This is a genomic window from Nonomuraea sp. NPDC052265, from assembly GCF_044547985.1.
Classification (GTDB): domain Bacteria; phylum Actinomycetota; class Actinomycetes; order Streptosporangiales; family Streptosporangiaceae; genus Nonomuraea.
In genome coordinates this window covers 80,703-107,104 of record NZ_JBIUBJ010000025.1, presented here as the reverse complement: position 1 = coordinate 107,104, position 26,402 = coordinate 80,703, and the positions used below count along the sequence as shown (strand labels likewise).

At 71.7% G+C, this 26,402-nt stretch carries 24 protein-coding genes and 2 pseudogenes; 13 read left to right on the top strand and 13 right to left on the bottom strand.

Going from position 1 to position 26,402, the window contains the following annotated elements; genetic code table 11:
- Positions 1–10 precede the first annotated feature (10 nt).
- The 3 genes and pseudogenes from ACIHAD_RS42365 to ACIHAD_RS42355 all read right to left on the bottom strand — a co-directional run.
- Positions 11–163 (bottom strand): hypothetical protein, encoded by a 153-nt coding sequence (locus ACIHAD_RS42365; RefSeq protein ID WP_397360470.1) that lies wholly within the window; start codon positions 161–163, stop codon positions 11–13.
- A gap of 67 nt (positions 164–230) precedes the next feature.
- Positions 231–353 (bottom strand): annotated as a pseudogene (locus ACIHAD_RS42360) (hypothetical protein); the annotation flags it as partial.
- 44 nt (positions 354–397) lie between these two features.
- A pseudogene (locus tag ACIHAD_RS42355) lies at positions 398–616 on the bottom strand (winged helix-turn-helix domain-containing protein); the annotation flags it as partial.
- 8 nt (positions 617–624) lie between these two features.
- Here ACIHAD_RS42355 and ACIHAD_RS42350 point away from each other — a divergent pair.
- The 3 genes from ACIHAD_RS42350 (at position 625) to ACIHAD_RS42340 (ending at position 5,621) form a co-directional block, all read left to right on the top strand.
- Entirely contained in the window at positions 625–1,251 is a 627-nt protein-coding gene (locus ACIHAD_RS42350; protein WP_397360469.1) for a hypothetical protein, read from the top strand.
- Between the two features lie 76 nt (positions 1,252–1,327).
- Positions 1,328–2,692: an FAD-dependent oxidoreductase gene (locus tag ACIHAD_RS42345; RefSeq protein ID WP_397360468.1), complete on the top strand. Its 1,365-nt coding sequence runs from the start codon at positions 1,328–1,330 to the stop codon at positions 2,690–2,692.
- Between the two features lie 544 nt (positions 2,693–3,236).
- The gene (locus ACIHAD_RS42340; protein ID WP_397360467.1) at positions 3,237–5,621 is read left to right on the top strand and encodes a hypothetical protein; all 2,385 of its coding nucleotides are present in this window, start codon (positions 3,237–3,239) and stop codon (positions 5,619–5,621) included.
- Between the two features lie 80 nt (positions 5,622–5,701).
- Here ACIHAD_RS42340 and ACIHAD_RS42335 read toward each other — a convergent pair whose 3' ends face one another.
- Positions 5,702–6,868, bottom strand: coding sequence for an erythromycin esterase family protein (locus ACIHAD_RS42335; protein ID WP_397360466.1), 1,167 nt, complete (start codon positions 6,866–6,868; stop codon positions 5,702–5,704).
- A gap of 153 nt (positions 6,869–7,021) precedes the next feature.
- On the opposite strand from ACIHAD_RS42335, the gene ACIHAD_RS42330 reads away from it, so the two are divergent.
- Positions 7,022–7,453, top strand: coding sequence for a DNA-binding protein (locus ACIHAD_RS42330; protein WP_397360465.1), 432 nt, complete (start codon positions 7,022–7,024; stop codon positions 7,451–7,453).
- Positions 7,454–7,456: 3 nt separating this feature from the next.
- Here the strand turns inward: ACIHAD_RS42330 and ACIHAD_RS42325 are convergent, their stop codons facing one another.
- The gene (locus ACIHAD_RS42325; protein ID WP_397360464.1) at positions 7,457–8,503 is read right to left on the bottom strand and encodes a VWA domain-containing protein; all 1,047 of its coding nucleotides are present in this window, start codon (positions 8,501–8,503) and stop codon (positions 7,457–7,459) included.
- Complete coding sequence (locus ACIHAD_RS42320) at positions 8,504–9,322, bottom strand: VWA domain-containing protein (RefSeq protein WP_397360463.1); 819 nt, start codon at positions 9,320–9,322, stop codon at positions 8,504–8,506.
- Positions 9,323–9,519: 197 nt separating this feature from the next.
- On the opposite strand from ACIHAD_RS42320, the gene ACIHAD_RS42315 reads away from it, so the two are divergent.
- Positions 9,520–9,654 carry a hypothetical protein gene (locus ACIHAD_RS42315; RefSeq protein WP_397360462.1) on the top strand — a complete coding sequence of 45 codons (135 nt, stop codon included), beginning with the start codon at positions 9,520–9,522 and terminating at the stop codon, positions 9,652–9,654.
- Here ACIHAD_RS42315 and ACIHAD_RS42310 read toward each other — a convergent pair.
- Together ACIHAD_RS42310 and ACIHAD_RS42305 are read right to left on the bottom strand one after the other, a co-directional pair.
- A complete protein-coding gene (locus tag ACIHAD_RS42310; protein ID WP_397360461.1) occupies positions 9,651–9,965 on the bottom strand; it encodes a hypothetical protein in 315 nt (104 codons plus the stop codon). The genes ACIHAD_RS42315 and ACIHAD_RS42310 overlap by 4 nt on opposite strands.
- Positions 9,966–10,161: 196 nt before the next feature.
- Positions 10,162–10,461 carry a hypothetical protein gene (locus ACIHAD_RS42305; protein WP_397360460.1) on the bottom strand — a complete coding sequence of 100 codons (300 nt, stop codon included), beginning with the start codon at positions 10,459–10,461 and terminating at the stop codon, positions 10,162–10,164.
- A 496-nt stretch (positions 10,462–10,957) separates the two neighbouring features.
- On the opposite strand from ACIHAD_RS42305, the gene ACIHAD_RS42300 reads away from it, so the two are divergent.
- From ACIHAD_RS42300 to ACIHAD_RS42285, 4 genes are all read left to right on the top strand, one after another.
- On the top strand, positions 10,958–12,082 hold the full coding sequence (locus tag ACIHAD_RS42300; RefSeq protein WP_397360459.1) for a hypothetical protein: 1,125 nt from the start codon (positions 10,958–10,960) through the stop codon (positions 12,080–12,082).
- Positions 12,083–12,126: 44 nt separating this feature from the next.
- On the top strand, positions 12,127–12,735 hold the full coding sequence (locus tag ACIHAD_RS42295) for a hypothetical protein (protein WP_397360458.1): 609 nt from the start codon (positions 12,127–12,129) through the stop codon (positions 12,733–12,735).
- Positions 12,736–12,749: 14 nt separating this feature from the next.
- Positions 12,750–12,941: a hypothetical protein gene (locus ACIHAD_RS42290; RefSeq protein WP_397360457.1), complete on the top strand. Its 192-nt coding sequence runs from the start codon at positions 12,750–12,752 to the stop codon at positions 12,939–12,941.
- A gap of 106 nt (positions 12,942–13,047) precedes the next feature.
- Entirely contained in the window at positions 13,048–14,247 is a 1,200-nt protein-coding gene (locus ACIHAD_RS42285; RefSeq protein ID WP_397360456.1) for a PP2C family protein-serine/threonine phosphatase, read from the top strand.
- 4 nt (positions 14,248–14,251) lie between these two features.
- On the opposite strand, the gene ACIHAD_RS42280 is transcribed toward ACIHAD_RS42285, so the two are convergent.
- Both ACIHAD_RS42280 and ACIHAD_RS42275 read right to left on the bottom strand, forming a co-directional pair.
- Positions 14,252–16,075: an ABC transporter ATP-binding protein gene (locus ACIHAD_RS42280; protein WP_397360455.1), complete on the bottom strand. Its 1,824-nt coding sequence runs from the start codon at positions 16,073–16,075 to the stop codon at positions 14,252–14,254.
- The gene (locus ACIHAD_RS42275) at positions 16,075–17,892 is read right to left on the bottom strand and encodes an ABC transporter ATP-binding protein (RefSeq protein ID WP_397360454.1); all 1,818 of its coding nucleotides are present in this window, start codon (positions 17,890–17,892) and stop codon (positions 16,075–16,077) included. The genes ACIHAD_RS42280 and ACIHAD_RS42275 overlap by 1 nt, the downstream gene beginning before the upstream one ends.
- A gap of 198 nt (positions 17,893–18,090) precedes the next feature.
- On the opposite strand from ACIHAD_RS42275, the gene ACIHAD_RS42270 reads away from it, so the two are divergent.
- Positions 18,091–19,233, top strand: coding sequence for a hypothetical protein (locus tag ACIHAD_RS42270; RefSeq protein WP_397360453.1), 1,143 nt, complete (start codon positions 18,091–18,093; stop codon positions 19,231–19,233).
- Positions 19,234–19,273: 40 nt separating this feature from the next.
- Here ACIHAD_RS42270 and ACIHAD_RS42265 read toward each other — a convergent pair whose 3' ends face one another.
- The gene (locus ACIHAD_RS42265) at positions 19,274–20,068 is read right to left on the bottom strand and encodes a hypothetical protein (protein ID WP_397360452.1); all 795 of its coding nucleotides are present in this window, start codon (positions 20,066–20,068) and stop codon (positions 19,274–19,276) included.
- Between the two features lie 110 nt (positions 20,069–20,178).
- Positions 20,179–22,311 carry a sensor histidine kinase gene (locus tag ACIHAD_RS42260; protein ID WP_397360451.1) on the bottom strand — a complete coding sequence of 711 codons (2,133 nt, stop codon included), beginning with the start codon at positions 22,309–22,311 and terminating at the stop codon, positions 20,179–20,181.
- 140 nt (positions 22,312–22,451) lie between these two features.
- On the opposite strand from ACIHAD_RS42260, the gene ACIHAD_RS42255 reads away from it, so the two are divergent.
- A complete protein-coding gene (locus ACIHAD_RS42255) occupies positions 22,452–22,727 on the top strand; it encodes a sulfurtransferase TusA family protein (protein WP_397360450.1) in 276 nt (91 codons plus the stop codon).
- 42 nt (positions 22,728–22,769) lie between these two features.
- Here ACIHAD_RS42255 and ACIHAD_RS42250 read toward each other — a convergent pair whose 3' ends face one another.
- Positions 22,770–23,741 (bottom strand): GlxA family transcriptional regulator, encoded by a 972-nt coding sequence (locus ACIHAD_RS42250; protein ID WP_397360449.1) that lies wholly within the window; start codon positions 23,739–23,741, stop codon positions 22,770–22,772.
- 72 nt (positions 23,742–23,813) lie between these two features.
- On the opposite strand from ACIHAD_RS42250, the gene ACIHAD_RS42245 reads away from it, so the two are divergent.
- A complete protein-coding gene (locus ACIHAD_RS42245; RefSeq protein WP_397360448.1) occupies positions 23,814–25,019 on the top strand; it encodes an MFS transporter in 1,206 nt (401 codons plus the stop codon).
- 159 nt (positions 25,020–25,178) lie between these two features.
- Entirely contained in the window at positions 25,179–26,189 is a 1,011-nt protein-coding gene (locus ACIHAD_RS42240) for a LacI family DNA-binding transcriptional regulator (RefSeq protein ID WP_397360447.1), read from the top strand.
- The last annotated feature ends 213 nt before the right edge of the window (positions 26,190–26,402 follow it).

Here is a 26,402-nt window from a genome sequence, read left to right as displayed (position 1 = left end):
AACCCGGTTCCTACGAAGCGTTGCGCCGATCGTCCGGCAGCAGGGCCGGGAGTTGTCCGGTGTGGGTGGGCAGCTCGACGTCCGCGAGGCCCGTGATGAGGTCCCTCAACGGCACGAGCTGGTCGACCAGGACCGCGCCGTTGGACAGGAGCAGGGTGGGCACCGGTGTGTCGAGTTCGGCCTCGCCGAGCGCGTGCCTGGTTGGGCAGGTTCTCGTGGGTCACGGTGAGGCGGACGATGTCCTGGCGCGGCTCGACGAGGAAGGTGACGACCGACGATTCCCTCGACGGTTCGGCGTCGGGGGAATCGTCGAAGGTGACGACGAGACGGGTCGGGGACTCGGCCTCGCCCACGCGGGCCGACGACCTCGACGGCGCCTGATCCGTCCGCGTCGCAGGACGGTGACGAGGCCGGCCTGCTCCAGGACGTTCAGATGTTGTGTCGCCGACTGGCGTGCCATGTTCAGGCGTTCGCACAGCTCGCGCAGTGTCTGGCCGTTCTGCTCGCGCAGCCGGTCGAGCCGGCGCGAGGGAGGGCGGAAGGGCGGGAAAGCGGGAGGGCGGCTTGTAAAATCTTTTGGGTTTCCCGTGACCGGCTGTTCGACGGGCCCCCACACTGAGGGCCGTGACGCACGATCTCACCGAGGTACGGGACCGCCTGGTCCCTCCCCGCAGGCTCCGACAGGTGGCCGCCCTGCTCAACATGCCGCGCCTGGACGAGACCGCCGCCACCCACGACGACGACGCTTCGCAGTGCAGAGAGCAGGCGGCGCTGTACGCCGGCATCGCCGAGTGGGCCGGGCTGGCGGCGCAGGCGGCCGAAGGGCTTGCCCGGCTGATCGCGCCCGCGGCCACCGAGCGGTTCGCCTACCTCGTCGAGTACACCGACCTGCACGCCAGAGGCTGGCAGCGGGCTCCCGGCGAGCACTCCGAGGGGACCGTCACCGCCGACACGGCCGAAACCGTCGCCCGAACCGCACTCACCCGCTACATCACCTACCTGGCCGAGCACCGCGACGACTATCAGCTGTGGCTGGTGGACTCGCTGTCCCTGCGGGCGAGCGTGTGGCACGTGGACACCGCCGCGGCGCACCCGCGTGGCCGCCGCCCCAGCCCTGCCCCGTCGGCGTTCGCGTTCGACGAGGCGAGGATCCCTTCGCATGCCGTCGAGATCCGCACGCCCGTCCAGGTGCACCGGCTCCTGAACTCGCCTTCCGATCGGGCCGTCACAGTACGGGATCCGCGCAACTAGTTTGACATTTATCTAAGCAGCGCCACATCATGGCTACTGATTAGACGAAGTTCTATTCAAGTGAGGCGCGATGCACATGAGTGACAGTTGCTGCGGTCCCACCACGATCGCGATCGAGCAGGTCATGGCCCCTCAGCAGGCCACCTCAGGGCGGCGGGACGACCTGCCCGTGGTCGTGATCGGCGCGGGACCCATCGGCCTGGCCGCCGCGGCGCACCTGACTGAGCGCGGCATCGGCTTCCTGGTCCTGGAGGCCGGCCCGCAGGTGGGCGCATCGGTGGCCCAGTGGGGGCACGTACGGCTGTTCAGCCCGTGGAAGTACGACATCGACGCCGCCGCCCGCCGTCTGCTGGAGGCCGACGGCTGGACCGCGCCCGACCCCGAATGGCTGCCGACCGGCGCCGAGCTCGTCGATGACCACCTCGCCCCGCTGGCCGAGCTGTTCGGCGACCGGGTACGCACCGACGCACGAGTGACCGCGATCAGCCGCCTCGGCCACGACCGGGTACGCACGGCAGGCCGCGAGCAGGCCCCCTTCCTGATCCGCCTGGCCGACGGCAGCGAGCTGCAGGCAGGCGCGATCATCGACGCCTCCGGCACCTGGACCAGCCCGAACGTGCTAGGCGGCAGCGGCCTGCCCGCTTACGGCGAGAGCGAGGTGCCCGTCGACCAGGCGATGCCCGACGTCCTCGGTGCCGACCGCGACCGCTACGAGGGCCGGCACGTGCTGGTCGTCGGCGCCGGCCACTCAGCCTCGACCACGTTGCTCGCGCTGGCCGGACTGGAGAACACGCCGATCACCTGGGCGATCCGCGCAGGCAACGCGAGCCGCGCCTACGGCGGCGGCGACGCCGACGCCCTCCCGGCACGCGGCGCGCTCGGCACCCGCCTGCACGCCCTCGTCGAATCCGGCCGCATCCAGCTCCTGACCGGCTTCTTCACCCACCGGGTGCGCGCCACCGGCGACGGCGTCGAGGTGACCAGCCGCGCCCCCTCCGGCACCGAGCAGTCGATCATCGTGGACCGGATCGTCAGCGCAACCGGCTACCGCCCCGACCACTCCATCGCCGCCGAACTGCGCCTGGACCTGGACCCCGTCCTCGGCTCCACCCGCGCCCTGGCCCCGCTCATCGATCCCAACCAGCACTCCTGCGGCACCGTCCCGCCGCACGGCGTGGACGAGCTGGCCCACCCCGAGCCCGGCTACTACGCCATCGGCGTCAAGAGCTACGGCCGCGCGCCGACCTTCCTGCTCGCCACCGGGTACGAGCAGGCGCGCTCCGTCGTCGCCGCGCTGGCCGGGGATGGGGAGGCGGCCCGCGACGTGCGGCTCGACCTGCCGGCGACCGGGGTGTGCTCGTCCGACCTGGCCGAGGCGCAGGAGCGGCGGGCAGGTCCGCCCGCCAGACGACGCGGCCGGTCGGCACGTCGATCAGGGTGACCCGGCCGTCGCGCCAGACGGCAGCCCCGCGCCGGTCGTCGACCCGGATCCAGTCCACGAGGTCGTCGCCCCACAACCGGCGGTACGTCCACCGCTCGGCGCCGCCGATCCGTACGGCGGCCACGCCCCGGCGGTCTCCAGGCCCCTTCCGCGGCGCCCGCCGACCGTGACCCCGGATCCTCTCGCACGCCCGGCCGTCCGTCGCCGGAATCCGTCGGCTGCCATGCCCCTTCCGGGAACCTGCGAATCGGCAATGGCCCCTTAGCCCATGAATCCCTCATAGAGCCCGCGATATCGGACTTATTTCGACTCGACGGGAAATGACCGAGCCGAATGTCAAACTTCCTCCAGAGATGACCGTGCTGATGGCGAAAACCGAAGTTCCCGTAAAGAGGGAAGGTGTCATTCGTGGATGATCGTTTGCTATGTCAATCGGGCTGTTCACAAGTGCGCATGGCTACCTTCGGTATTCGTGAAGATACGATCTGGCCCTACGGGGCCGGGAACCAACCGATCTGGCCACAGGGGTGCGGCCATTTCCACCATGCTCCTTCTGAGCGCGGTGTCGGTAGCGCTCCAACCCGCCCAGCCCGCGGCCGCGCAACCGGTGCCTCTGGTCGAGGAGGACTTCACCGGAGCAACCGCGATCCCGCAGTTCATCGGCGTGGGTTCGGCCTGCCTGACGGGCGCGCCGGCGGCCCCGCCCGCGGGGCCGGGCGACCACCCGCTCGGGGGCTGTCCGGCCAACGCGTCGGGTCCCGTCCCGCCGACCGGAGCAGCCCCGTACGGCTATCTCCAGCTCACCAGCGCCGACCTTGACCAGACGGCGGCCGCCCTCTACAACGAGCCGATCCCGGCCGAAGAGGGCCTGGACGTGACGTTCGAGCAGTGGCAGTACGGCAACACCACGGCGGTGCCGGCCGACGGCATCTCCTTCTTCCTGATCAACGGCGAGGCAACGCTGGACCGTCCCGGCGCGTTCGGCGGCAGCCTCGGCTACGCCCAGAAGCTGCCCGACGACGACCCGGTGAACCCGTTCGAGCCCGGGGTCAACCAGGGCTACGTCGGCGTCGGCCTGGACGTCCTCGGCAACTACTTCGGGGACTGGGAGCAGCGGGGCCGCACCTGCGCGGAGCGCTCACCGGCCGGCACGGGCTTCCGCGTCCCGGCTCCGGGCCCGAACATGGTCACCGTGCGCGGCCCGGGGAACGGCACCGCCGGGTACTGCTTCCTGACCGCCACCACCAGCAACTTCACCACCACGGGCCCGTGGCCCTCGACGCTGCCGGGCAACCTGCAGGGGCCCACGCGGTCCGTGCCCAACGACCCGCGGGCGGCGCAGGCCGTGCTTGAGGAGTCGAAGCGCACGGTCAACGTCCGGATCACCCCGGCGCCGAACCCCGAGATCACCATCTCGATCGACTTCAACGACGGCAACGGGATGCAGGAGGTGCTCTCCCTGCCCGCGCCGCGGCCGGTCCCGGCGACGTACAAGTTCGGGTTCGGTGCTTCCACCGGTCTGTTCACCGATGTCCACCTGATCCGGAACGTGGTCGTCCGCCCGGTGGCCGAGCGGCCTGAGCTGTCGCTCACCAAGCGCATCGACGAGGACGCCGAGCTGCCCGACCCGGTGCCGGTGGGCACCGAGGTGCCCTACGAGTACGTGGTCACCAACACCGGCAACTTGAACATCACCGACCTGATGGTGGACGACGACGTCGTCGAAGAGGTCGAGTGCCCGCGGACCACCTTGGACGTGGGCGAGCGGGTCATCTGCCGCGGCTCCTACCAGGTCACGGAGGAGGACGCCGAGCGCGGCTCGGTCACCAACACCGCCACCGCGATGGGCAGGGCCGACGGCACGGAGGTCACCTCACCGGAGTCCGAGGTCACCATCGGCGTCACCGACGAGCGCGGGATGCTGGAGCTGGAGAAGACCGTCGACGACTCCCGCACGTACCGGCCCGGGGACCGGGTCACCTACCGCTACCTCGTGCGGAACACCTTCGACGAGACCGTGACCGACCTGCGGATCGACGACGACCGGGTGATGGACATCGTCTGCGAGAGCACGACGCTGGACCCGGGCGACGCCACGTCCTGCATGGGCACGTACACGGTCACCGAGGAGGACGCCGCGCGCGGCTCGGTCACCAACACCGCCACCGCGGTGGGCAGGGTGGACGAGACCGAGGTGGCCTCGCCGCCGTCGGAGGCCACCATCGAGGTCATGGGCGAGCGCGGGACGCTGCTGCTGGACAAGAGCGTCGACGACACGCGCACGTACCGGCCCGGGGACCGGGTCACCTACCGCTACGTCGTCCGGAACAACTCCGACGAGACCCTGCGGAACCTCAGGATCGACGACAACCGGGTGACGAGCATCGTCTGCCGGACCACCACCCTGGCGCCTGGCGAGACCACGACCTGCACGGGCGTCTTCGTCGTGCCGGGTCGTCCGGGCGGCAAGAAGGACTGCCGCAAGGGCTGCAACTTCGTCATCACCAACACCGCGGTGGCCAGGGCGGGGGGCTTGACCTCCGCTCCGGCGAGGGCCGCGATCAGGGTCTCGCAGAAGCCGCAGCACCCGCACCACCCCTGCCGGCCCTGGAAGAAGAAGGACCACTGCCGGCCCGGGAAGAAGCCGCACCACCACGGCCACGGCCACGGTCATGACCACGGGTACGACCACGGGTACGACCACGGCTACGACCACCACCAGTGCCCGCCGGGCAAGAAGCCGTACGACGGCAAGACCGCGGAAATGGGCTGCGTCCCCGAGGACGGGGACAAGACCGAGCGGGAGATGGATCGCCCGATGGGTGAGTACTCCGAGCCTCAGCGCGAGGAGGAGATGGACAACCCGTACATGGACAACTCGTATGCGGAGATGGATTACATGCCGATGCCCTGGGAGACCTCCGAGTAGGTCGTCCCACCTTCTGTCCGTGTCAACCTGATGGTCCCTCCCTCCGGGGAGGGGCCATCGTGCTGTCCGCCCCCCGCCGGTCAGCCCCAGCCGCCGACCTTTCTGAGGAAGAGGATGCCGTCGATCGAGCCGAGCTGGGACGGGTCCAGCGGGAAGTAGGCGAAATCGTGCGAGACGCGCTTCGCGGCGTCCGTGACGGCCTCGGCCAGGCGGCGGGCGTCGATCACCGAGTGGTCCTGCGGAAGCGCGGACAGGATGCCCTCGACGGTGTCCGGCGGCGGGATGACGTCGCCCGTCGTGCCGAAGGCCGAGGCCAGGTAGGTGTACCTGTCGCCCAGGTGCGCGGCGGCGATCGCCCCCGCGCTCCACCACTCCAGCCGCTGGTCGCCGAACTGCATGAACGTCCTGTGGCGCTGGAGGTGGAGGTTGGCCGAGAAGACCAGAGCCGGGCCGCGCCGGGCGACGGCCCGCAGGTTGGCCGCCATCATCGCGTCCCGCAGGGCCGACAGCCGGGACCACCGCGCCGGGGAGGCGTCGGCCATCCAGTGGTGGTAGCGCAGCAGGCCGGTGGCGGTCCGCGCGTACAGCTCCGCCCGTTCCCTGTCCTGCGCGCCGAGCTGCGGCGACTGCGTGTCGAGCAGTGCCGCCAGGTCGTCGGCGATCACTCGCAGCCGCTGGGCGTCGGCGGACTGGCCGATCGACTTCGACGGATCCATGGCCGTGGCCTCGTCCGACCATCGTTCGTCCGGGCCCAGGAGCGTGTCGAGGGTCTCCCTGGTCACCACGCTCGCGAGGAGCGGGCCGTCGAGCAGGTCATACAGGCCGGTGAGAGCCTCGCGCGGGCTCGCCGCCCAGTACTCCAGCGGACCGTCGATCCCGAAGAACCGCAGCTTCTCGTCATGCTCCTCGTTGTAGGCGCGCATCCAGCGGACGAGCTCGCGGTTGGCCGGCGAGGCGCCGAAGCCGTGGCTGAAGCCGCGTTCCATGACGTCGTCGAGCGTGCCCGCGCCCGTCGTGACGTGGTCGTCCACCAGGAGGCCCTTGAGACAGTCGCTCTCGATGGCGAACGTCCGGTAGCCCTCGTTCTCGGCCAGGTGCCGGAAGATCTCGTTACGCACCTCGCCCAGCTCCCCCACGAAATGCCGGGCCTCACCGAGGCCGAGCAGCAGCGGCTGGGCGGGAAGCGACCGCAGGAACGCCGAAACACCCGCGCCGTCGACCGGCCAGGCGATGTCCTTGATGTCCATGCCTTCAACGCTATCGTTGAACTTTCGATGTAATCTTTACCGCCGAAAAGCACCCTTCCCCGTAGTGAACCCTCAATCGGCACATCGACACTAAACATTTCGTTCAAAACAGCCTGTTGACATCGACTTGCTTCCCACGGCATCGTGGCCTCCATGTCCACGAGCACTGATCACCCCTTCTCCCCGCCGGACCCCGAGCAGGCGCGCGTGGCGCGGGTGCACGCCTCCCTGTTCCGGATCGCCGAGCGGCATGCCGCCACCGACGAGCAGCGCGGCAGGCAGGCGCACCCGTCGGCCATCGGCCCGCACGAGGCCGTCCGGCTGGTGTCGTTCCTGCTCAGCGGGGCCGCGAAGCTGGACGACGGCGAGCCGGAGGTGGACCAGGCCGACATCACCGCCGCGTTGAGCCTCGTCCCGCTGGTCCGCGGGGAGCTGGACGCGCTGGAGGCCGCGCTGCTGGGGATGGCCCGCGGGCGCGGGATGACCTGGCAGGAGATCGCCTTCGGGCTCGGGCTGGGCACCGCGCAGGCCGCCCGGCAGCGCCACGAACGCCTGACCGGACGTACGGAGGCCGCTCCCGAGTAGCCCTCAGGCGCTGCGGGGGCGGTTCCACCAGAGGGAGAGCGACAGCGCCGCGACGACGAGCAGGGCGCCGGCCCCGGCGAAGGCGGCGGCCGTGTCCACCCGTTCCCGGACGACGGTGAAGGCACCGGGGAGGGCGTCGAGGGCGGTTCCGAGCTGGTCGGCGTTCTCGGCTCGGTGGTAGGAGCCGCCGGTCGTGCGGGCGATCTGCCGGAGTGCGGGCTCGTCGATGACCCGGGGGTTGCGGCCCCGGTCGAAGCCCCCGCCGAACCCGCCACCCCACCCGCTGAAGCCGCGGCCGTCGAACTGCGAGTTGTCGCACACCATCGGCACCGCGTTCGTCGTGCCGAAGCCGATGGTGAACACGCGTACGCGGCGCAGCGCCGCCTCCTGGGCGGCCCGCTGCGGGTCGACGCCCTGGGTGTTGGCGCCGTCGGTGAGCACGACGATCGCGGCGCCGGCGTACCCGGGGCCGGCGGCGGGTGGGGTGGCGGCGGTGGCGGCGACCGACGGGTCCACCTCGGCGATCGCGTCGATCGAGGTGATCATGGCCTGACCGATCGCGGTGCCGCGGGCCACGGTGAGCCCGTCCAGGGCCTCGATCAGGGTGTCGGTGTCGTCGGTGGGCGGGACGAGCAGGCCCGCGGTGCCGGCGAAGGTGACCAGGCCGATGCGCGGGCCGCCGCGCTGTGACTCGATGAAGTCGGCGGCGGCCTTCCTGGCGGCGGTGATGCGGTTGGGATCGACGTCCGTGGAGCACATGGAGCCGGAGGTGTCGAGCGCGAGCAGGATCGTCGCCGACCGCATGGGCACCGGCACCGACGCCTGCGGTCGCGCCGCCCCGACCGCCAGCAGCGCGAGCCCGGCGACGAAGAGCGCCGTGGGAACGCGCCGCGTCCAGCGTGTACGCCCGGGAAGAGCGGCCCGTACGAGCGCGATCGAGGTGACGCGTACGGCGGCCCGCCGCCGGCGGCGACGCGTCCACCAGCGGAACACGAAGATCAACGGGATGACCAGCACGGACAGCAGCGCCCACGGCCACGACATCGACATTCAGATCACCCGTCCCGACCGCAGTACGGTGAGCGCCGCGCCCGCGGCGAGCAGCACGAGGGCGAGCCCGATCAACCCGCCGGCGAGGGGCAGCGGCTCGTCGGAGACGGTGAGCCGCAGGTCGATCGAGTCGGCGACGCCGTCGAGCCGCGCGGCGTCGGCGGCCGGCCGGTAGCCGCCGCCGGTGGTCCGCGCGATCGTGGTGAGGCTGTCCTCGTCGAGCGCGGTCTGCAGGTGGTAGCCGTCCACTCGCACCGCCGCCCCGGCCGCGGTGCCGATCCCGACGGTGTGGATGCGCACGCCCGCCTTCTGGGCCACGGCGGCGGCCCGCTCGACGTCGCCGCCTGGGTTCTGGCCGCCCTGGTCCTGGCCGCCCTGGTCCTGGCCGCCCTGGTTCTGGCCGTCGGAGAACATCACGATCGTCGCCGACGGCCAGTAGCCGATGTCGGGCGGCGTCCCGTCGCGGCCGATGACCACCTGCCTGCCGGTGATGGCCGTCAGCGAGGCCGTGATGGCCGTGCCGAGCGAGGTGCCGCCGGTGATCTTCAGCCGGTCGATGGCCCTGAGCGCGACGGAGTGGTCGGCGTCGGGCCGCGCGGTGGTGAGCGCGTCGCGTTCGAACGCGACGACCCCGATGTCCACGCTGTCCGGCTGCGCCGCCACGAACGCGCGGGCCGCCCGCTGCGCGGCGGCCAGCCTGGTCGGCGCGACGTCGTCGGCGCCCATGCTGTTGGAGACGTCCATGGCGAGGATGACGGTGCCCGCGGTCCGGGGCACCGGGACCAGCGCCGCCGGCCCCGCGGTGGCGAGCGCGAGCACGCCGACGCCGGCGATGGTCAGGCCGGTCCCGAGGTAGGCCCCGCGCCCGCCCGCCCCGGCGACCCCGGCCGCGGCGAGCGCCGACCTCCGGCGGCGGGCCGAGACGACGGCCGCCCAGGCCAGCGCCGCCGTGACGAGCAGCCCGGCGGCCAGCAGCAGCGGGGACGACAGAGTCAGGCCGCTCGCTCCGGCCGTTCGTGCACCGGGAACGCGAACTCCAGGGCCTGCCCGAGGGCACGATACTCAACATCTTCGAGCACTTCGCCGCCGACCTCGTCGCGCGCCCGCCGGCGGACATGCGGACGCTGCTCGGGCGGGCCCGCGCACGCTAGGAGCCGTCCCTCTCCAGCAGGCGGTCGAGCCTGATGGCCAGGTCGAGGGTCTCGCAGCGCAGGAGGTCGAGCCGCCGGCGGATCTTCGACCGGACCGCCTGGAAGTGTTCGTCGCTCTGCCCGTGGAGGCCGAGCAGCTCGTCGGTCAAGGCCGTCACGTGGTGGCCCGCCTCGCTCCGGGTGTCGGCGAGGTCGGCCCTGAGCTCGGCGATGCCGAGCACCGCCTCCGAACAGTCGGCCTCGGCGCACAGCGTCGCCTCCAGCGCCTGGACACGAAGCTTGATGTCCAGGATCTCCGCCTCTACATCCACTTACTCCTACCTTTGCCGGTAGTCGGTAGGGAACCGGCCCAGTGGTGGAGGGCGACCGGGTCCCACTTGCTGTAAGCACATGGTGGCAACCCGTGTATACCCGACACGACCGCCGGCAAGCAACGGGTGCGGGTCTCCGGAGGGCTCAGCCCGGCACCGCGGCGGCGGTACGCGAGCTGAGCCTGGAGTGGAGAGGTCAGGATCCGATCGGGTCCGGGTCGAACGCGGACGCCCCTTGCGGGCAGCCTTGAGCCGGGTCCTTGCAGCAGCGCGGCCGGCCGGCGGTGAAGTGGTCGTTCATGTGGCGTCGAAGGGCTGCCAGTTCGTCGCCGAGCGCGGCGAAGTCCTGTCTCATCTCCGCCCGGATGTCGGTGATCTCGGCCTGCATCCGCGTGATCCCGGTCGTGGTCGCCTTGATGTCGCCGTCGGTGGGGCCGCCTGCCTTGAGCTTCCGCAGGCGCAACAGCAACCTGAGGATCTGTGTTTCTAGGTCCACACATTCCTGCCTTTGCGCAGCTTGGAAGGGGCCCGCGCCGGACGAGCGGCCGGGAGCCCCAGTGATGTGAAAACGGTGACACATTGCTCGCCCGAGTGGGGATGATCATGATTTCGCCGGGTGGTGTTCCCTTACACCGGCGCCCAGGTTTCTTTTCTGCCGGCGGATATTGGCCACCGAAAGTGACCGACCGAAACAGGTCCAGACTGGAGGAACGAGGGTAGAGACGGCGGCCCGCCGTCACGGACCGTATCGGCCCGCCGCCGTGCCGGCCGGAGCCGGTGCAGGAACGCCGACGTATCCCGACAAGACGTGATTCCTCCACCCAGCGGCCCCACACCGGCCCATCCTCCGGAAAAATCTTCTAGCGCATTTCACGGCAAATCCGCAGATCAGGGACCGACAACAATGCGAATTTCCCTCCACGACCACGCCGGATCAAGCATCCTGAGCATGTCATCACGCTCCCCCACACCCCCCGTTTTAAGGAGCCTCCGTGACCCGGTTCGCCGTCGACCACACCCGCCACGCGCTCATCGCCACATGGGGTACGGGGATCGGCGACGTCGCCACCACCGTGGCGGAAGAAGTGCCTGCGAGCCTCGACGTGCTCCGCCTGGCCATCAGCCTCACGGAGCTGTCCTACGCCTGCTGGCGCTGCTACACCCACCCGTCCAGCGCCGCCGACCAGCACGGCCCCAACAGCGTCGGCTGGCAGCGCCAGGCCGAGCGTGACGCGTTCGCCTCGGTCGTCCCGGCCCTGCTGGCGCCCGTCCGGCCGGCCAACGGCGCGCTCACGCTCTACTCCACGCGGGTGGAGGAGGTCGCCCACCGCGTCGGCCGTACGCTGCACACGATCAACCACGCCCAGCTCTCCGGCCGCGTCGCCACCGACGTCACCGCGGAGCTGGCCGCCATCGAGAACGCCGAGCTCGGCGACCTGACCGCGCGCGCCCAGCAGGCCGTCATGCTCAGCCGCGAGGACGCCTCGCCCCTTCAGGTGGCCCAGGCCGACAGCCTGCTGCACCAGCATCCGTTCGGCACGGAGGCGCTGTTCACGAAGATCGACCCGACCGCGGCCGCGATCGCGGCGGCCCACTGGCTCTACGCCGCCGCGACCGTCAGCGCCCGTCACACCGGCCTGCATCCGATGCAGACCATCTCCGAGGTCGACAACATCAAGGCCCCCGCCCAGGAGAGCCTCACCGAGGTCATCTCCGCGATGAGCGGCGGCGGTTCGCCCCGGCACGCGGTCATGCCCATGATCCGCAACGCCCTGCACGTCGCCGAGGGCCACCTCTACGGCGTCACCGAGGCCAAGCACCGCATCGGCGTGGCCGAGGAGCTGATCGCCCAGGCCCGCACCGACCATCCCGAGCTCGGCCTCGGCCCCAGCACGGTCTACCTGCCCATCACCCCGCTCAACCCCGCCCGCCCGGCCCTCGACCTGCTGGAGAACCTCCTCTACGGCATCCGCAGCTGCTGGCTGACGTTCTCCCAGCACGCGGACACCCCGGCCGGCCGGGAGCCCAGCCGTCCGCGACGTCACCACCGCCACACGGAGGTGTTCCTCACCGAGGTGCGCAAGAGGGCGGCGCTGGACCGTTCCCGGCTGCTGTAGGCGGCCGAGCGTCCGGCTGGGGCCTGATCGCGGTACGGTCGGGCATGTCCGAAAACGTCGCCGGGCAACCGGCGTTACCGGCGCTCACCCGAACCCTGGTCGGCCCGCCCGGCAAGGTGCTGCTTCCGCTGGTCGCCGTGGTGGGGCTGATCGTGCTCAACCACTCCAGCATGCCCGGCGGGGGGTCGTTCATGCTGCTGCTGGCGGGCCTCGCGCTCGCCGTCGTCACCGTGGTCGTCTGGGTCGCCCGGTTCACGGTGGCCCTCCTGCGTTCCGAGGGACGTCCCGGGCTGCGCCGTCATTGGGTCCGCTGGCTGGCCGCGCCGCTGATGGGCGTGACCGTGATCGCGCTGGTGTTCACCGGGGTGCCGTTCAGTGTCCGGTTCGCGCTGTCGGAGGCGGGGCTGGAGGAGTTCGCCCGGACGGTCGCGGCGGAGGCCGGGTCCGTCAGGCACGACGACCGGTGGGTGGGCCTCTACCCGCTGACGTCGATCGAGCGGATCGAGGGCGGGGCGCGGTTCCTGGTGAGCGACACCGGCCTGCTCGACATGTACGGCTTCGCGTGGAGCCCCGGCGGCGAGCCGCCCGAGGAGTCCCACACGGGATACACCCACCTCGAAGGCCCCTGGTACGTATGGGAGGCCCGGTTTTGAGGATTCCCGGGTCGGTGGGCGGATGGGTCTTCACGGTCGCCGCGCTGCTGGTGCTCTCCGTCTTCGTGGGCGGGGGCGTGCTCTGGGTGGCGATGGCCGTCGCCGCGCTGGCGGCCATGATCGTGGCGGTGACGAAGGCGTACCAGGACGCGGCGCGGTCGCGGGCGCGGGCGGGCGAGCGTACGGAGGGACAGGCGGGTCACTGAGGGGAGCACGCCCGGCCGTACGGAAGTGTCAGTGACGGTCATCGGGGCAGGGTCCGGCCGCTCGACATGGGTAGGTTTCCGGGCAGACCTCAGGAAGGGTGTGCCGATGCGGAGTGGCGGAGAGCTGATGCTGGGTGGCATGCTGTCCGCCAACCATCTGACCGCGATGGAGGACCTGCCGCACGTGGTCGCCCGGCACGCCGCGATGGCGGGCTTCGCCGAGACTGCGATCTACGTCACCGACCTGCAGCAACAGCAGCTCATCCCGCTCCCCGAGCAGCAGGACGTGTCCGGCGAGCCGCTGGCGGTCATGCGGATCGACGGCACGCTCGCCGGTGTCGCCTTCCGCAACGCCGAGGTCGTCCAGGTGCCCGGCGGACCGGCCAAACGGCTGTGGCTGCCGCTCCTCGACGGCACCGAGCGCATCGGCGTGCTCGGGGTGACGGTGCAGGAGGACGACGAGGTCGCCGGGTGGCGGGCCAAGCAGCTCGCGTCGCTGGTCGCGCTCCTGGTGATCAGCAAGCGCCCGCACAGCGACTCCTACTCCCGGCTGACCCGCGCCCAGCCGATGTCCCTGTCGGCCGAGGTGCTGGTGCCGCTGCTGCCGCCCGGGACGTTCGCCAACGCCGAAGTGGTGGTCAGCGCCGTGCTCGAACCGGCGTACGCGGTGGGCGGCGACGCCTTCGACTACGCCGTCGACGGCGAGACGCTGCACGTGTCGATCTTCGACTCGATGGGCCACGACACCTCCGCCGGGCTGACGGCCACCATCGCCGTCGGGGCGAGCCGGAACAACCGGCGGCAGGGCGCCGATCTCGTCAGCACGGCCGAGGCGATCGACGAGGCCATCGCCGAGCAGTTCACCGGCCGCTTCGCCACCGGCATCCTGGCCGGCCTCGACCTGCGCACCGGCTGGCTGACCTGGGTGAACCGGGGACATCATCCGCCACTGGTGGTCCGCGAGGGCCAGCAGGTCGCCACGCTGTCCGGCGAGCCCAACCCGCCGATGGGCTTCCTGCTGCGGCCGGACACCGGAGAGCTGCGGTACCAGCTCCAGCCCGGTGACCGGCTGCTGTTCTACACCGACGGGATCATCGAGGCGCAGAGCCCGGACGGCGAGCTGTTCGGGCTGGAGCGCTTCATCGACTTCATCCTCCGGCAGGAGGCCGACGGCCTGTCGGCGCCCGAGACGCTGCGCCGGCTGGTGCAGGCCATCCTGGAGCACCAGCACGGACGGCTCCAGGACGACGCGACCGTGCTCATGGTGGAGTGGCGCAGCAGCAGGCACCAGCGGCTCGTCATGTGAGCCGTCAGGTGTCGCGGACGGCGACGAACCCGCTGTCGGGGCGGTAGTTGGGCGACTGGTGGCGGAAGTAGGTGTTGTAGACCTGGCAGTAGCGACCGCCGCGGGCCAGCAGCGAGGCGTGGCCGCCCTCCTCCACGATCTGCCCGTGGTCGAGCACGATGATCCGGTCGACGTGCTCGATCGTGGACAGCCGGTGGGCGATGACGATCGAGGTGCGGCCGGCCAGCACCACGTCGAGCCCCTCCTGGATCTGGGCCTCGGTCAGCGGGTCGACGCTCGCGGTGGCCTCGTCGAGGACGACGATCGCCGGGTCCTGGATGAGCAGGCGGGCCAGCGCGACGAGCTGCCGCTGGCCCATGGACAGGGCCCGGCCGTGCTCGCCCACGTCGGTGCGCAGGCCGTCGGGCAGGGCCTCGATCCAGTCGCCGCCCCCGACCGCGGCCGCCGCGGCCAGCACCTCGTCGTCGCCCGCGCCGGGCCGCGGGTAGCGGATGTTGTCGGCGACCGTGCCGCTGAACAGGAACGGCGTCTGCGGCACCGCGCCGATCTGCCGCCGGTACGCGCCGAGGTCGAGCGAGCGGATGTCGTGGCCGTCGATCAGCAGGCGGCCTTCCTGGAACTCGTAGAACCTCGTGATCAGCTTGCCCAGCGTGGACTTGCCGGCGCCGGTGTGGCCGACCAGCGCGACGGTCTCGCCCGCCTCGATGACCAGGTCGAAGTGCCGCAGGACGGGATGGGCCGCGTCGTAGCCGAAGGTGACGTCGGCGAACTCGATGCGCCCGGCCAGCCTGCCGGGGTCGGCCGAGCCGGTCTGCACGACCCGGGGTGGGGCGTCGATCAGGGCGAAGACCCGCTCGGAGGCCGACAGCCCCTGCTGGAACTGCGACCAGAAGGCGGCGATCGAGGTCAGCGGCATCCAGAAGAGCGAGACGCCCTGGAGGAACAGGTACCAGTCGCCCGCCGACAGGCCGTCGCCCAGCACCGACGTGCCGCCGAGCTGGACCAGCGCGACCGTCGCGAGCCCGGCCACCAGGAACAGCAGGGGGAAGATGGCCGAGAAGACGAAGCCCTGCCGCAGCGTCACCCGGTAGCTCTGCTCGTTGATGGGCCGGAACTCGTCGTAGACCTGCCGCTCCTGGCGGAAGTTCTTGGCGACGGCGATGCCGCCCATGGTCTCCTGGAGGTTGGCGTTGACCCGGCTCAGCGACCGCTGGGCGCGGCGCGTGCTGGACCTGGCCAGCCGCCGGAACAGCAGCGCCAGGCCCATCACGACCGGCGCCACCAGCAGGGTCAGCAGCGCCAGCTCGACACTGCGCAGGAACAGCAGGACGGTCACGAAGCCGACCATCAGCACCTGGCTGATCAGGTCCATCGTCAGGGTGGAGACCGTGGCGAAGTCGTCGGTGTCGGAGGTGACGCGGCTGACGATGCGGCCCGAGGGGTTCTCGTCGTAGAACGACAGGTCGCGTTGAAGCACGGCGTCGAAGGCGTCCTCGCGCAGGCGGAGCACGACGTCGCCGGTCACCCGCGCGCTGTACCACTGGCGGACGAAGTTGAAGGCCCAGCTCAGCGCCCCGGCGAGGAGGATGCCGACGGCGAGCAGCGGGCCGACGTCGCCGATCGTGCCGTCCTGGATGGCGTCGACGCCCTGGCTGGCCAGCAGCGGCAGGACCGCCTGCGCCGCCGAGACCAGCACGATCATGGCCGCCACCAGGAACATCGCGCCCAGCTTGGGGCGGAAGTAGGCCAGGATGCGGCGCATCAGGTCGCGGTCGTCGTAGCTGCGGTCGTAGTCCTCGGCGTCGAGGCCGTCCATGATGAAGCCCATCAGTGGACCCTTTCCTGCTCGTCGAGCGCGCCCTCGCCGACCGGGACCTCGTCGTAGTGGGAGAAGATGCGGCGGTAGAGGGGGCTGCCGGCGATCAGCTCGTCGTGGGTGCCGAAGCCGGCCACCTCGCCGCGCCGCAGCAGCAGGATCTTGTCGGCCCAGCGGATCTGGGAGAGCCGGTGGGTGATCAGCAGGGTCGTGCGCCCTTCCTGGATGCGGCCGATGGCCTGCTGGATCCGGTCTTCCGTGGCGGAGTCGATGGCGCTGGTGGAGTCGTCGAGGACGAGGATCGCCGGGTCGGTCAGCAGCGCCCGCGCGATGGCCAGCCGCTGGCGCTGGCCGCCGGACAGCGTGAGGCCGCGCTCGCCGATGACGGTGTCGTAGCCGTCGTCGAGCTCGGCCACGAACTCGGCGGCCTGCGCGTCTTCCGCCGCCCTGACCACGGCCGCGCGGTCGGCCCGCTGGCCGAGGCCGAAGGCGATGTTCTCGGCCACCGACCGCGAGAACAGCACGATGTCCTGCTCGATGGTGGAGATCTGGGAGCGCAGCGAGTCGAGGTCCCACTCGCGGACGTCGACGCCGTCGACCAGGATCCGGCCCGAGGTGACGTCGTAGATGCGGGGCACCAGCTTCGTCAGCGTGCTCTTGCCCGCCCCGGTCTCGCCGACGATCGCCACCGTCTCGCCCGGCCGCACGGTGAACGACACCCCGCGCAGGACGGGCTCGCCCGTGCCGTAGCCGAAGGTGACGTCGTCGAAGACGATCTCACCCCGGACGGGCGCGGCGTGGCCCGCGGCCGGCTGCTCCAGCTCGGTCTCGGCGTTGACGATGTCGAGGATCCGGCGCGAGGACACGATGCCGATCTGCACCAGCGAGAACGTGAAGATCGAGATCTGGGTCGGGAAGCCGAGCATGCCCATCAGCCCCATGAAGGCCACCAGGTCGCCGATCGTGATCGCGCCGGCGGCATGGAGATGGAGGGCGTGCCACAGCGCCCCGGCCATGGCGAACGCGAACAGCAACGTGGGCAGGTAGCGCGCCTGGACCAGGCCGTTGCGCACGAAGGAGTCGCGGTAGCGCCGGGCGTGGGCGCGGAAGCGCAGCCGCTCCTGCTCCTCCTGCGCGGTCACCTTGATCACCTCGATGCCGCGCACCGCCTGGCTCAGCCCGGCGTTGAGGTCGCCGAACTCGTCGCGCATGCGGGTGGCCACCGGGTTGAGCTGCCCCATGTAGTGGCGCAGCGCGAACGCGAAGGCGACCGCGAACACCACGGGCACCAGCAGCAGCCGCGGGTCGATCGCGGCGATGAAGAAGAGGGGCACCAGGCCGGTGAGCCCCGAGTCGACGATCAGGTCGACCCCCGGGCTGATCATGATGGACAGCTGGCGGATGTCGTTGGCCGCCCGCGCCATCAGGTCGCCCACCCGCTGCCGGTTGTGGAAGGTCTGGCTCTTGCCGAGCAGGCCGACGTAGAGCTCGTCGCGGGCGTCGCGCTCAAGCCGCTTGGCCAGGATCTCGCTGCTCATCCTGGCGAGGAGGTCGAGCAGGCCGCGGGCCGACACCACCGCCAGCAGCGCCAGGGCGACCAGGCCCAGCGCGGCGGCGGGCTCGCCCCGGCCGCCCAGCACCGCGTCGAAGGCCGAGCCGGTGAGCTGGGGGACCAGCGCGTTGAGCACCACCATCACCAGCGAACCGCCGAGGAAGCCGGTCAGGGGGAGCGGGTGGCGGCGCAGGTGGGACCAGAGCCAGCGGACCGGCCCCCGACGGTTGTAGCGGGGGCCGCCTTCGACGGAGAACTCCGAACTGCCGGTGGTCACTGTGAAACCCCTTGGCCGAGGGCGGGCGAACGTCGGACCTGTTTGTATCACCGGCCACCGACAGAATCCCATGCGTTTCCGCCGCCCATTCACGGCAAAGGGCAGGCAACGTCACGCAATGAAACAGTAACCTTACCCACCGTGGACCATTTCCTCCATCAAGCGGACCTGCTTCCGCTAGTGACCCTCCAGCCCCCGGTGAGCCTCCTGCCGGCCGACGACCTCGCGGCCGTGGTGCGGGCGACGCCGGTCGTCCACGACCTGCTCCGCCTCGCCTCCGCCGCCGGTGACACGGGGGCGCCGGGGGCGGAGTCCGGGCGGTTGTGGAGCGTGGCAGAGGACAGCCGGCTCATCGACGTACGCGACGGGGCCGCCACGACCGGCCCGGCGGTCGAGACCCTGACGTCGGGGCCCCCCGACGACGTGCTGGACACGTGGGGCGACATCCTCTACTCGCTGTTCTCCCCCGAGGCCGACGCCGCGACGCTCGACGCCGGCACGAGCACCCTGCTGATGTTGCTCAGCCACCGCGACGCCCTGCCGGTGGCGGAGATCCCCGAGCTGACCGACGAGGCGGCCGACGAACTGGCGTGGCTGCGGCTGATCCGGCGCGAGGGCTCGTCGGTGTCGCTGACCCCGCTCGGCACGTGGAGCGCGCTCGACCTGTTCAGGACCCTCATCGGCCAGGACATCCCGATCCACGGCGGCACGGCCGGCGTCGACGCCCCCACGCTGCTGCGGGCCCTGCGCACCTACGACGACGAGGAACGCGCCGAGGAGGTGCGTGTCTGGCTGGGCGGCCGGGATCCGGCGCGGGCCGCCGAGGAGATCGCCGGCGTGCTGCTCGACGTCAGCCCGCTGAGCCGGGCCGTCGGCCTGACCGTGCTGCTGGAGGACCTCGGCGGGCCGGGCCTGGAGATCGCCACCGCGCTGCGCGAGGTGCCCCGGCTGGGGGCGCTCATCCGGGCGCGGGAGAAGGACGACCACGGCCTCCCGCCCGCCCCCGTGGACGTGGCCTGGGTGTACGCCGACATGACCGTGGCCGCCATGGAGATCGGCGGGCCGGCCGAGTCGATACTCCAGCTCTCCGGCAACCTCGACGTCGACGACGTGCTGAGCATGCTCGGCATGATGACGTGCAGCGACCATCCCTACACCACCCTGATGCTGCGTTTCCTCATCGAGCACCATCCGGCGCCCCGGGTGGCCTCGGCCGCACGGCTGGCGTTGCAGCGCTGGCGCGGAGTGCACGTACGGCCTCCGGGTGAGCGCGGGCGTCTGCCCAGGAAGCCGCGCAAACCGGGCAAGACGGCGGGCGCGCAGAAGCGTCGGCGGCGCTGACGCGGCCCGCGCCGCAGGGAGCCGCAGGGAGCCGCAGGGGTCAGAGCTTGAGCGCGGCGCCGATGCGCTCGGCCCACTGCCATGGGGCGTCCGTGCCGCCGGGCAGGGCGTTGTAGTACTCCCAGCCGCTCACCCCGCCCATCCCGGGATGCCGGTACAGCAGCTCGGCGACGGTGGCGGCCAGGCGGTCGACCTCGACGTAGCCGCCGCTCGTGTTGTCGGGGCTGGTGACCGCGCCGGCCACCAGCTTGGCCGCCGGCACCTGTCCCGTGGCGAGCACGGCGTCGTAGTCGCACGGGTCGGCCAGGCTCCTCGGGCCGCCGTACATCGGCAGGTTGAGCCAGGCGAGGTCGGCGCCGCGGTCGTGGAAGACCTGGTCGTGGTCCACGGCGGCGGACGGGGTGATCGCGAGGAGGAAGGCGGGGCCGAAGTCGGCGCGCAGGCGGTCGACGAGGCGTCCGAGGCCGGGCGGTGACATGGGCTCGGCCAGGTGGAGGTCCGCGCCGTCGAGGCGATGGCGGGCGAGGAGGCTGCGCAGGGGCGGGTAGCAGGTCTCGAAGTCGTGGTCGAGGTGGACGAGACCGTCGATCATGGCCAGGGCGCGCACGCCGTACACCTGGGCGACCTGCACGTCGTCCCACATCTGGGCCAGTTCCGGGCACTCGGGCGGGGCGCCGTTGAGCCGGACGACGCCGTCCTCGCCGGCCTGTACGGTGGCCACGACCAGGTGGGTGAGGCCGGTACGCCGTTCGATCAGGGGCAGCGGGGAGACGTAGAGGCCGCCGTCGCAGTGGGTCCGGTAGTACATCACCAGGCGGGGTGTGTGCTGGGGCAAGGGCACGTCCTCCGTGAGGAATGAGGTGATACTTCACCATGTTCCACACAATGAGTAAGGTTAAAACTACCCTTAGTTAATTTTGCCTGTCCGGAACGTCGGACGGATGATCAGCGGCCCGCGCGCGGCGGGCTGACCGGTTCCTTCGAGGCCGTGCCCAGGGGCAGCATGACCTCGACCCGCGTCCCGGCGCCCGGCCCGCTGTTGACGACGCAGATGCCGCCGAGCTCGGCCGCCCGTTCCCGCATCGAGCCGAGGCCCACCCCCGCGCTGTACGCCGCCGGCAGCCCCCGGCCGTCGTCGGCGACCAGCACGCGGAGCACCGAGTCCCGCTGGAGCACGATGCGGGCGCGGGAGGCCCTGGCGTGCCGCCGGATGTTGGTCAGCGCCTCCTGGACGATCCGGTAGACGGCCACCTCGACGGCGGCGGGCAGGTCGGTCAGGTTCCCCTCGACCTCCACCTCGATCTCGGTGTCCGGGGAGGACTGCCCGGCCAGCTCGCGGACGGCGCGGGCCAGGCCGAGGTCGTCGAGCGCGGGCGGGCGCAGGCCGTACACCAGCTCGCGGATGTCGTCGGTGACCGCGCCCATGCCGGTGTGCAGCTCGCGCAGCAGCTCGTCGGCGGCGTCGGGGGACTTCTTCAGGCTCATCCTGGCCATGTTGATGGTCATGGCCATGGCCGAGAGGGTCTGGCCGAGGCCGTCGTGCAGGTCGCGGCGCAGGCGGCGGCGTTCCTCCTCCCTGGCGGTCAGGATGCGTTCCCTGGAACGCTGGAGGTCGGCGGCCATGCGCACGGCGTGCGCCACATCGGCGGCGTACGGGGTGAGCGTGGCGAGCACGCGCTCGTTGTGCGCCGCGGGGAAGCGGCGCGGACCGGGCGGCCCGACGAACAGGCGGCCGACGCGCTCGCCGTGCCACACCAGCGGCACCTGGCGGGGCTCGGGGCCCACCCGGCCGCTCTCGACGTAACGCGGCTCGCCGTCGGCGACCTCCACGGCCACGCCCTCGACCGCGAGCCCGTCGCGCAGCACGCTCACCACGGACGTCAGCGCCTTGGCCGGGTCGCCGCGCCGGACGGCCTGGGTCAGGCGTTCGGCCAGCACGGCGGGGTCGCCGACGCTGCCGTACAGGAGGTGGTCGACGGCGCGTTGCAGCACGCGCCGCAGCGGCTGGAAGAACGCGCCCGCGAACAGGGCGGCGGCGACGCCCGCGATCTCGTCGTAGCCGGAGACGACGAGGCTGGACAGCGCGCCCGCGCCGAAGTAGACCGCGCTGACCACGGCCACCAGCCCGGCCGCGACGAAGGCCCGGCTGATCACCGTGTCGATGCCGTAGAGCCGGTAGCGGGTCACCGAGAACGCGACGGCGACCGGGATGAGCGCCGCCCACACGATGCTCGTCCACAGGAACGCCGGCACGAACGCGGCCACGATCAGGAACACGACATAGCCCACGAACGCGAACAGCGGCCACCCGATCTGCCGCCTGCCCACCGGGTCGGCCCGGCGCAGCCGCAGCGCCAGGGAGAGCGCGGTCAGCGCCATGGCGACATAGATGCCGGTCCAGGCGACCGTCGAGACGGCCTCCAGGTACGGCCCTAGCGCGCGGATCGGGATCGGGTTGGGGATGACGGCCGGGTAGGGATAGCTCCCGGCCGGCGGGTCGGGCCGGAACGCCGCGCGGGCCAGGTCGAGCCCGAGCGAGAACGCGCCCAGCAGCAGCACCCAGCGCCAGCGCGGCGAGGGCAGCCGCCCGTCGGGCGAGTAGAGCGGCAGCAGGATGGTGAGCACCAGCCCGCACACCGCCCAGCCCACCTGCCCGGGGAAGCGCAGGAGCCCGGCCGCGACCAGGTCGCCCTCGGCGGCCAGCCGGAACATGAGCGCGTTCGACAGGTCGCTGACGGCGGCGGCGAGCCCGCCCGCGACCATCAGCCAGGCCATGTTCAGCCGGGGCCGGTGGAAGATCAGGAACGCGCCGACCGCGGGGAAGGTCAGGGCGGCGGCCGTCTGGGGCGAGGCCGTCCTCTCCGGGGTCCACGCCTCCGGCAGGTGGCTGAAGACGAGCAGCGCGGCGACCGTGAGGACCGGGGACGCCACCGCCATGACGACGGCCGCGATGCGCGCGAGCCTGACGCCCCGACCTGCGGGGCCGCGCCCGCGCACGGTCCGGGCGCCCTCGGCCGGCCCGGCCTCTTCGGCGACCTCGGTGAACCCGGCCATCCCCATCACCGCCTCCCCCAACACTTGAACAGGATTATGGCCCTTTTAGTGGGATAATCCGCCCGTTGTGTCCGGGCCGTTACCGTCCGACGCCCGGTCTGTCCCCTCGCGGGGCCAGGACAGGCCTCAACCTACTCGACGGCGGCGCGTGGTTTCCTATACGCATGCCCGAACCTGATCTCGTGATCGACGGCGGCGACAAGATGTGCGTCCAACTGCTCATCGAGCTGCGCGGGCACGTGCTGCACGCCGGTCCCGGCGCCGTGATCCACCTGATCGCCACCGACCCCGCCGCGCCCGTCGACCTGCCCGCCTGGTGCCACCTGACCGGCCACGACTACCTCGGGCCGGTGCCCGGCGCCGAGCGCCCGACGTACGCGGTGCGGGTCGCGGACGCCGCCAGGCGGACCGAGCCCACCCGTCCCTGGCACGCGGCCTAGCGGCGGCCGCCACGCGCGGGGCCCGCGGGACCGCGCGGACCGTCAGCGGAAGGAGCGGCGGTAGGCGGCCGGGGTGGTGCGCAGGGCGGTGTGGAAGCGGCGGCGGAGGTTGACGGCCGAGGAGAGGCCGACGCGGGTGGCGATGGTCTCGACCGGCAGGTCGGTCTCCTCAAGCAGGGCCCGGGTGGCGGCCAGGCGGCGTTCCAGCAGCCAGCGGGCGGGCGGGACGCCGAGCTGGTCGGCGAACTGGCGGGTCAGGGTACGGGGGGAGACGCCCGAGTAGGCCGCCATGTCCTCGACGGTGACGTGGTCGGGCAGGCGGCCGAGGAGCCATTCGAGCAGCGGCGCCAGGGAGTCCGGCATGGGCCCCGCCGTGGGCAGGGGCGGGTACTGACGCTGGCAGCCCTCACGGTGCGGACCGGCGGCGAGCTGGCGGCCGATGCGCATGGCGTGGGCCGCGCCGTGGTCCTGGAGGACCTGGTGCAGGCAGAGGTCGAGGGTGGCGGCCGAGGCTCCGGCGGTGGCGACGTCGCCGTGGTCGACGTAGATGACCGTGTCGTCGGGGATGACGAGGGGGTGGCGGGCGGCCAGCTCGCCGGACAGCTCCCAGTGGACGGACGCGCGCCGTCCGTCCAGGAGGCCCAGGGCGGCGGGGATGAAGATCCCGGCGCACACGGCGACGATCCTGGCGCCCCGGGCATGGGCTCGGGACACCGCGTCGAGCACGGCCGGTGAAGGGACGAGGGTCCAGCCGGCGACGATCACGGTGTCGGCGTCGTCGAGGGCTTCGAGGCCGCTGTCCACCCGCATGGGGACGCCGAGCGTGGTGGGCAGCGAGCCGGGCTGCTGGGCGCACAGGCGGAAGCTGTAGTGCTGGGGGATGTCGGGGCCCTGGTAGCCGAAGACGGCCGAGGCGGAGGTGACGGGATAGAGCTCCTGGTCGGGGGCGACCAGGGCGACCACGCGATGCGGGCTCGCCGGGGGCGGGGGCGTCTCCGGGCAGTCCAGGGCCATGGCGCAAATGTACCCAATGATGTCATTTAGGACACCAGTGCTTTGAGCTGGACAAATCCAGAATTGGGCCTCATGTGGACGAGGAGTTTCGCCCTGTACTTCGGGGCCCGCACGATCTCGCTGCTCGGCGACGCGATGATGCCCGTCGCCTCGGCGCTGGCGATCGGCAAAGTTTACGGGATCGCCGGCGTCGGCTTCGTGCTCGCGCTGTGGACCGCGTCGGCCGTGCTGGTCATGCTGTTCGGCGGGGTGGTCGCCGACCGGATCGGCCCCCGGCGCCTGATGATCGGCGCGGACGTGGTCAGGATCGTCACCCAGGGAGTCGTGGCCGTCGCCTTCCTCGACGGCACTCCGCCGTTCGTCCTGCTGCTGGCGATGGCGTTCCTGTCGGGCATGGCCGCCGGGGTGTTCGAGCCGTGCGTCAACGGCATGGTCCCGCTGGTCGCCGAGGATCCGCAGCGGGCCAACGCGACGCTGAAGATCGCCGAGGCGGTCACCCAGCTCGCCGGGCCCGCGCTGGCCGGAGTGCTCATCGTGGCCACCGGGCCGGTCTTCGTCTACACCGTGGACGCCGCGACGTTCCTGGTCAGCGCGGTGTGCCTGCTGCTGGTCCGGGTCGCCGTGCCCAGGCCGGAGCCGTCCGACGTGCTGAGCGACCTGCGCAGGGGCTGGGAGGAGTTCAGGGCCAGGAGCTGGATGTGGTCGGTCATCCTGGTCTGGGTGTTCTGGGGCGTTCTGGTGGTCGGTCCGTACGTGCCGCTGTCGTCCCAGGTCATCGGGGCCGACTACGGGTGGGTGATGGCGGCGCTCGGCCTCGGGACCGTGCTGGGCGGGCTGGTGGCGATCAGGCTGAGGCCGCGCAGGCCGCTGGCGGCGGGGGCGGTGGCGCTGATCGGGTACGTCGCCGTGCCACTGTCGGTGGCGCTCGGGCTGCCGCTGCCGCTGCTGATGGCCGGGCACCTGATCGGTGGGTGCGCGATGGCGTTCTGGTCGGTGATGTGGTCGACCTCCGTGCAGACGCAGGTCGCCCCGGACGTGATGAACCGGGTCAACGCCTACCAGGTGGCCGGGTCGGTCGCGGGCATGGCGGTCGGGCAGGCGCTGGCCGGTCCGGTCACCATGCTGGTCGAGCCGCGTGCCTTCATGGTGGTGTCGGCCCTGGTGACGGTCGGCGTGGTGACGGCGCTGCTGGTGATCGCACCGGTCCGGCGGCTGGGCCGGAAGCCGCCACGGTCCGACGGCGGGCCGGTCACGGTCGCGGCGGGCTCGGCGGTGTAGTCCGCCGGTTCTTAAGCGGTTAATACGTTCGATCTTGCGGTGCCCTACAGTATGGGAGGTTTTCCGGTTCGGAGAGGGAGTTCCGGTTCGGAGAGGGAGTTCCGGTTCAGAGAGGGAGTTCCGGTTCGGAGAGGGAGTTCCGGTTCAGAGAGGGAGTTCGTGAAGCGACCGACGATCGCCGACATCGCCACCCGGGCGGGAGTGTCCAAGGTGGCGGTCTCCTACGCGCTCAACGGGCAGCCGGGGGTGTCGGCGGCGACGCGGGCCAGGATCATGGCCATCGCCGACGAGATCGGCTGGCGGCCCAACAGCGCGGCCCGTGCGCTCAACGGCGCGCGGGCCAACTGCGTGGGCCTGGCGCTCTGCCGTCCGGCGCGCGTCCTGGGCGTGGAGCCGTTCTTCATGGAACTGATCAGCGGGATCGAGGGCGTGCTCGCCGACCGTTCGTACGCGCTGCTGCTCCAGGTCGTCGCCGGCCACCGGCAGGAGAGCGAGGTCTACCGCCACTGGTGGGGCGAGAGCCGCATCGACGGAGTCTTCCTCGTGGACCTGCACCACGCCGACCCCCGGGTGACCGAACTCGAACGGCTCGGCATGCCCGCCGTGGTGATCGGCCACCCCTCGGAGTCCGGATCGTTGCCGGCCGTCTGGTCCGACGACGGCGAGGCCGTGCGCGAGACCGTCGAATACCTGCTGGCCCTCGGCCACCGCCGGATCGCCCGGGTCGCCGGACTGCCCGAACTGGTGCACACGAAGGTGCGCGACCAGGCGTTCGCCGAGGCGTGCGAGGGGGTGGCCGAGCACGTGACCATGCACACCGACTACACGGGCGAGGAGGGCGCCAGGGCCACCCGCCGGCTGCTCAGCTCACCCGCCCGGCCCACCGCCATCGTGTACGACAACGACATCATGGCCGTCGCCGGGCTGTCGGTCGCCCAGGAGATGCGGGTCGAGGTGCCGCGCGACCTGTCCCTCGTGGCGTGGGACGACTCCCCGCTCGCACAGGTCGTCCGGCCGCCGCTCACGGCGTTGACGAGGGACATCCCGGCGTACGGGGGGCACGCGGCGGAGCGGCTGCTGGCCCTGATCGCGGGCGACGACGTACCCGCCTTCGAGGACCGCGCCCCCGTCCTCACCCCCCGCGGCAGCACCGGCCCCTCCCCCACCTGACCCAGCCCCCATCACATCCCCGCCGCCCACGGCCACCGCGTTCAGCCTGGGGTGGGTGCCCACGGCACGTGCCGCGGCTGGGGCGTGCGGCTGGCAGACCGCCCGCCCCCGTCGGCGGCACGTGCCGTCCCCTCCTCTTCGCGGCACGCGACGTGGGAGCCGCCCCAGGCGTCCCCAGCGCTCAGGACGACTCCACCCGGTAAGAGCGCAAAG